Below are 6,789 nucleotides of genomic sequence, written 5' to 3'. Positions count from 1 at the left end.
TTGCACGGAGCATCAAATACCAAGATGACCTCTATGCGTCCACGACTGAAAGAATTAAACGACAATCCCTAATATAATTGCTTCACTAAATTACGATGTTATTGCGAAAGTACAATACTTTGGCAGAAATTATTAACAGACATTAACCCCAAATGCGGCTTGTATTACCTCCAAATGCGGCTTGTAACAGGATTGTAATATGTGTTTAAACCACGTGTAATATTGCAATTATAATTTTGCAGCGTAAAAAAAATACAAAACAAACCCATTCATACTATAAAAAGCAATATGGAAACAATGTATCTTGTGATTGTGGCATTCTTGCTATGTCTGGCTATATTCGACCTTTTTGTCGGAGTCAGCAACGATGCCGTGAATTTCTTGAACAGTGCGATTGGTGCCAAGGTGGCCAAGTTTCGCACAGTATTGATTGTAGCATCGGCAGGTGTGGCGATAGGTGCTGTAATGTCGTCGGGAATGATGGACGTTGCAAGGCATGGAATCATGCAGCCGTCCAACTTCTCGTTCTACGATGTAATGACAATATTTCTCGCCGTGATGGTAACCGATGTCATCATTCTCGACATCTTCAACACCTTGGGAATGCCTACGTCAACTACCGTATCGCTCGTGTTTGAGTTGTTGGGCGGAACGTTTATTCTGGCTGCCATCAAGATTGCAGGCGACCCCTCGCTCTCATTCGGCGACCTTCTCAACACCGACAAGGCGTTAAGCGTTATCGTGGCAATTTTTGTCAGCGTAGCCATTGCTTTCGTATTCGGTATTGTTGTACAGTGGCTCTCACGTATAGTGTTCACATTCAACTACCGCAAGCACTCACGCTGGTCGATAGCCATTTTCGGTGGTATCGCCTTCACAGCCCTTTCTTACTTCATCTTCCTTAAGGGAATGGGCAAGTCGCGCTTCATCGCTGAAGACACAAGAATGTGGATTGAGAACAACATGACTGCTCTTATCATCTACACATTCATCGGTTCTACCATTGTAATGGAGATAATCCATCTGCTCAAGGTAAACGTGTTCAAGTTTATCGTGCTCATGGGTACATTCGCCCTTGCCATGGCTTTCGCCGGCAACGACCTTGTCAACTTCATCGGCGTGCCTCTCGCAGGTCTCGACTCTTATCAGGACTTCATCGCCAACTCCAACTCGGTAGGTGCCACCAACTATATGATGGACTCGCTTAACGGTTCGGCACAGACTCCCCCACTCTTCCTGCTGGCTGCCGGTGTCATAATGATTATTGCTATGGCTACATCCAAAAAGGCCCGAAACGTAATCAAGACTTCTGTAGACCTCAGCCGTCAGGACGAGGGCGACGAGATGTTCGGTTCGTCACGTGTGGCTCGTGGTGTAGTGAGAATCACTCAAGATTCAAGTTCAAGCATCACCCAGATGCTGCCCGTAGGTCTTAGAAGATGGATTGACTCACGCTTCAACAAGCAGGAGGCTGAGCTTAACGACGGCGCCGCATTCGACGTAGTGAGAGCTGCCATAAACCTTGTTCTGGCTTCAATGCTCATCACAATCGGCACCAACTATAAGTTGCCTCTGTCTACCACATACGTAACATTTATGGTTGCAATGGGCTCTTCATTGGCCGACCGCGCCTGGAGCCGCGAGAGTGCAGTATTCCGTGTTACGGGTGTGATAAGCGTTATCGGTGGATGGTTCATCACAGCCGGTGTTGCATTCGCCACCTGTGCTCTCGTCTGCCTAGTTATTTTCTACGGAGGAGCTTTGGCAAAGGTTCTGCTGATGGCACTGGTTATCTTCCTGCTTATCCGCAGCAACAGAAACTACAAACGCAAGGAGCAGGAGGCTGGCAAGGAGGATGTGTTCCAGCTTATGATGCGCACCCGCGACCCCGAAATCGTTTGGGACTTGCTCAAGAAGCACGTATCGCGTACACAGAGCTTCATGACCCGCTTCACATTGACACAGTTCAACGAAATCATCAACGGACTGGAGAGTGAGAGTCCGAAGATACTCAGACACGTACTGTCCAACCTCGACAAGGAAATGGAAATCCTAAAGAAGTACAGACGCCAGGAGCTGCTCGCCTTGAAGCGTGTACCTGCCGAGATTGCCATCGAGCGCAACACATGGTTCCATCTGGGCATCAACTCTTCCGAACAGTATCTCTACTGCTTGCGCCGCATGCTCGACCCCATCAAGGAGCACGTCGACAATAACTTCAATCCGCTGCCCCAGGTCTACATAGACGAGTTCATAGCCGTACGCAACAGCATCAACGACCTCATGCAGCAGACCGAGGCTCAGATTTCAACATCACGCTTCGAGCACTATCGCGACACTCTTGCCATGGCCGACCAATGCAAGGACAACCTCTCAGTAGTGAGAAAGCACCACATCGACCGCATACAGCAGGCCAAGGACAACAGCAACCTCAAGGTGTCGCTCGTATATCTCAACGTGCTTCAGGAGAGCCAGCAGCTGCTCAGCAACATGCGCCATCAGCTGCGCGCCGCCAAGAAGTTTATGGAGAACTAATCGAATAATATCCCATTGAAGGGTATGGCCAATGAAGGTCATACCCTTTTTTCTTTTTGTCAAGAACATCTGACTAACCGATTTTTTGTTGTATCTTTGCACAAAAATTCAAAAAGAGTAAATTATGTCTTCTAATTTTGGTTATTACGTATTCATTATAGTAGCAATAATCTTTGGTTTTCTGATATTCAAGAAGATTACCGGTTGCATTATCAAACTTGTTTTAACAGCAATAGTAGTAATTGCTCTAGCTGCGATTTACTATCTCTACTTGAAATAAAAAAATATGATACTTATTGTAGACAGTGGAAGCACCAAGACCGACTGGTGCTTCGTCAGCCACAAGCACACTACACATACAATACACACCAAGGGCATCAACCCAGTGGTGCAGTCGCAGGAAGAAGTAAGGCAGACAATTGAAGTCGATATGGAAGTCGAGGCCCGACAGAAAGCCATAAATCTCAACGACGTCGACCAGATACATTACTATGGAGCTGGCTGCGTGGCCGACAAGACCCACATTATCGGCCAAATGCTGAGAAACGTATTCCACAAAAATGCGGCAATAACAATAGAAAGCGACATAATGGCGGCATGCCACGCCTTATGCGGAAACAAAGAAGGATTGGTGTGTATACTTGGCACCGGCTCCAACTCATGTCTATACGACGGACAGAAGATGACGCTACACACCCCACCACTCGGATTCATTCTTGGCGACGAAGGCAGCGGAGCAGCTCTAGGCAAACTAATAGTCAATGCAGTTTTCAAAGGATTGTTATCCCAACAACTGTGCAATAGTTTTAAAGAAGAAACCCAACTGGAATTGTCTGATATAATAAATAATGTATATAGACAGCCAGCCCCCAACCGATTTCTAGCATCTTTATCGCAGTTTGCAGCCCGACACATAGACAATCCCGACATTGAGCAACTCGTTATAATGAACTTCGAGCAATTCATCAACAAGAATTTGAGACAATATATCAGCAGCGGCGCTACACCCGTGATAAATGCCATAGGCAGCATAGCCCATTACTACAGCATTCAATTGCATAAAGCAGCAGAAATCAACGGCTATACTGTCGGAAAGATATTAAAAAGTCCAATCAACGGATTGTTAGAATATTACAAAATGACATTATGATATTTACAAATATCAACGATAACCAATGAAAATGTTTGCGATAACAGATAAACTATATAGAAATGCAATATAGACATTGCATTTTTGGCTAAATTTATTTGGTATATTCCGAAATTGGAATTATCTTTGCAAATAGAAAAAACATATAATAAAGAAATATAAAAAACAAACCTAATTAACTTATGAACGAAAAAAGAGTTTATACTTTCGGTAATGGACAGGCCGAAGGTAACGCTTCAATGCGTGAGGTACTTGGTGGCAAGGGTGCCAACCTTGCTGAGATGAACCATATCGGTGTTCCGGTGCCTCCTGGTTTTACAATAACAACCGACACTTGCAATGAGTATTATAAGGTAGGTCAGCAGAAGATTGTAGAGCTGCTAACCGACGAAGTAAACGCTGCAGTTGCTCACACAGAGGAACTGATGAACTGCAAGTTCGGCGACCCGAAGAATCCTCTCTTGGTTTCAGTACGTTCAGGTGCCCGCGCTTCAATGCCGGGTATGATGGATACCATCCTCAACCTTGGTCTGAACGACGAGGTTGCTGCAGGCATGGTAGAGAAGACAGGCAACCCACACTTCGTTTACGACAGCTACCGTCGTTTCGTACAGATGTACGGTGACGTTGTCCTTGGCATGAAGCCAGAGAACAAGGAAGATATCGATCCGTTCGAAGCTATCATCGAGAAGGTGAAAGAGGAGCAGGGCGTTGTTCTTGATAAGGACCTCTCTGTAGAGTCTCTTAAGAAACTTGTTGAGCTTTTCAAGAAGGCTATCAAGGAGCAGACAGGCAGCGATTTCCCAACCGATCCTAAGGAGCAGCTTTGGGGTGCTATCTGCGCTGTATTCCGCAGCTGGATGAACGAGCGCGCTATCCTCTATCGTAAGATGGAAGGAATTCCTGACGAGTGGGGAACAGCTGTTTCTGTTATGGCTATGGTATTCGGCAATATGGGTGAGACATCTGCAACTGGTGTTTGCTTCAGCCGCGATGCTGGTAATGGCGAGAACCTCTTCAACGGCGAGTACCTTATCAACGCTCAAGGCGAGGACGTAGTTGCTGGTATCCGTACACCGCAGCAGATTACAAAGATTGGCTCACAGCGTTGGGCTGAGCGTGCCGGCATCTCTGAAGAAGATCGTGCTGCTAACTATCCTTCAATGGAAGAGGCAATGCCTGAACTATACAAGGAGCTTGACGCTCTTCAGGACAAGCTTGAGAAGCACTACCGCGACATGCAGGATATGGAGTTCACCGTTCAGGAAGGCAAGCTTTGGTTCCTCCAGACACGTAACGGCAAGCGTACTGGTACCGCTATGGTTAAGATTGCTATGGACCTCCTTCACGAGGGTATGATTGACGAGAAGACAGCCATTCTTCGCTGCGAACCGCAGAAGCTCGACGAGCTCTTGCACCCAGTATTCGACAAATTGGCTCTCTCTAAGGCTAAGGTTATCACACAGGGTCTTCCTGCTTCTCCAGGTGCAGCTTGCGGTCAGATTGTATTCCACGCTGACGATGCTGAGGAATGGCACGATGATGGAAAGAAGGTAATCATGGTTCGTATCGAAACTTCACCTGAGGACCTCGCTGGTATGTCAGCTGCTGAAGGTATCCTTACAGCCCGTGGCGGTATGACTTCTCACGCTGCCGTTGTAGCTCGTGGTATGGGTAAGTGCTGCGTTTCTGGTGCAGGCTCTATCAATGTAGACTACAAGACCAAGACTGTCGAGATTGAAGGCGTTGTTTACAAAGAGGGCGACTACATCTCATTGAACGGTACTACAGGTCAGGTTTACGCTGGCCAGATTGAGACTAAGGCTGCTGAGCTTTCAGGCGACTTCAAGGAGCTCATGGACCTCTGCGACAAGTATACCAAGATGGAGATTCGCACCAATGCTGATACTCCTCACGATGCTAAGGTTGCACGTCAGTTCGGTGCTAAGGGTATCGGTCTGACACGTACAGAGCACATGTTCTTCGACGACCAGAAGATTGTTGCTATGCGTGAGATGATTTTGGCTGACTCTGTAGAGGGTCGTGAGAAGGCTCTTGCCAAGCTCCTCCCCTATCAGAAGGCCGACTTCTACGGCATCCTCAAGGCTATGGACGGTTGCCATGTGAACATCCGTTTGCTCGACCCACCTCTCCACGAGTTCGTTCCCCACGATAAGGCTGGTCAGGAGACTATGGCTAATGAAATGGGTGTTAGCGTTTCAGAAATCAAGAAACGTGTTAACTCATTAGCAGAAAACAACCCAATGCTCGGTCACCGTGGTTGCCGTCTTGGCATCACATTCCCCGAAATCACAGCTATGCAGACACGTGCCATCCTCGGTGCTGCTTGCCAGCTGAAGAAGGAAGGCTTCAACCCACGTCCTGAAATTATGGTTCCGCTCATCGGTACTGTACAGGAGCTCAAGCAGCAGAAGTCTATCATCCTCGCTACCGCTAAGGAAGTATTCGCAGAGTACGGCGTAGAGGTTGAGTTTGAGGTTGGTACAATGATTGAGATTCCTCGTGCTGCCCTTACAGCTGCTAAGATTGCAGAGGAGGCTCAGTACTTCTCATTCGGTACCAACGACTTGACACAGATGACCTTCGGCTACTCTCGTGACGACATCGCTTCATTCCTCCCAGCATATATGGAGAAGAAAATTTTGAAGGTTGACCCGTTCCAGGTTCTTGACCAGGAGGGTGTTGGCCAGCTCATCAAGATGGCTGTTGAGAACGGTCGCGCTACACGTCCTAACCTCCGCACCGGTATCTGCGGTGAGCACGGTGGTGAACCTTCATCAGTTAAGTTCTGCGCTAAGGTAGGTATGAACTACGCTTCATGCTCTCCGTTTAGAGTACCTATTGCCAGACTTGCGGCCGCCCAAGGTGCGATTGAGCAAGACTAAGCGATTTATAAAATAATCAGATAAAAAAATGCAAACGCCTATAAATCGGCGTTTGCATTTTTATTTTATAGAAACATGTAAAACAAAAAATATATGCCAAAGAAAGAATGGCTCATCCGATAAATCAGGGGGATTAAGCATATAGTTTTGTAAGTCTGAAAAGAAAGAATTTTATATCCGTTACTCCTCTTAAAGCAG

Annotated in this window: 3 protein-coding genes; all 3 read left to right on the top strand. The window is 46.9% G+C overall.

Annotated elements, in window-relative coordinates; all coding sequences use genetic code 11:
- The first annotated feature begins 288 nt into the window (after nt 1-288).
- The 3 genes from I6E38_RS13920 to ppdK all read left to right on the top strand — a co-directional run bounded on the left by I6E38_RS13920 (nt 289) and on the right by ppdK (nt 6,591).
- Nucleotides 289-2,535 carry an inorganic phosphate transporter gene (locus I6E38_RS13920; protein WP_235394556.1) on the top strand — a complete coding sequence of 749 codons (2,247 nt, stop codon included), beginning with the start codon at nt 289-291 and terminating at the stop codon, nt 2,533-2,535.
- Nucleotides 2,536-2,821: 286 nt separating this feature from the next.
- Complete coding sequence (locus I6E38_RS13915; protein ID WP_235394555.1) at nt 2,822-3,685, top strand: ATPase; 864 nt, start codon at nt 2,822-2,824, stop codon at nt 3,683-3,685.
- A gap of 182 nt (nt 3,686-3,867) precedes the next feature.
- Nucleotides 3,868-6,591, top strand: coding sequence for a pyruvate, phosphate dikinase (gene ppdK, locus I6E38_RS13910; RefSeq protein ID WP_235394554.1), 2,724 nt, complete (start codon nt 3,868-3,870; stop codon nt 6,589-6,591).
- Nucleotides 6,592-6,789: the final 198 nt, after the last annotated feature.

The organism is Leyella stercorea (genome assembly GCF_021531355.1).
Lineage (GTDB): Bacteria > Bacteroidota > Bacteroidia > Bacteroidales > Bacteroidaceae > Prevotella.
The sequence above is the reverse complement of the archived record's forward strand: the minus strand, read 5'-3'. Positions and strand labels throughout refer to the sequence as shown.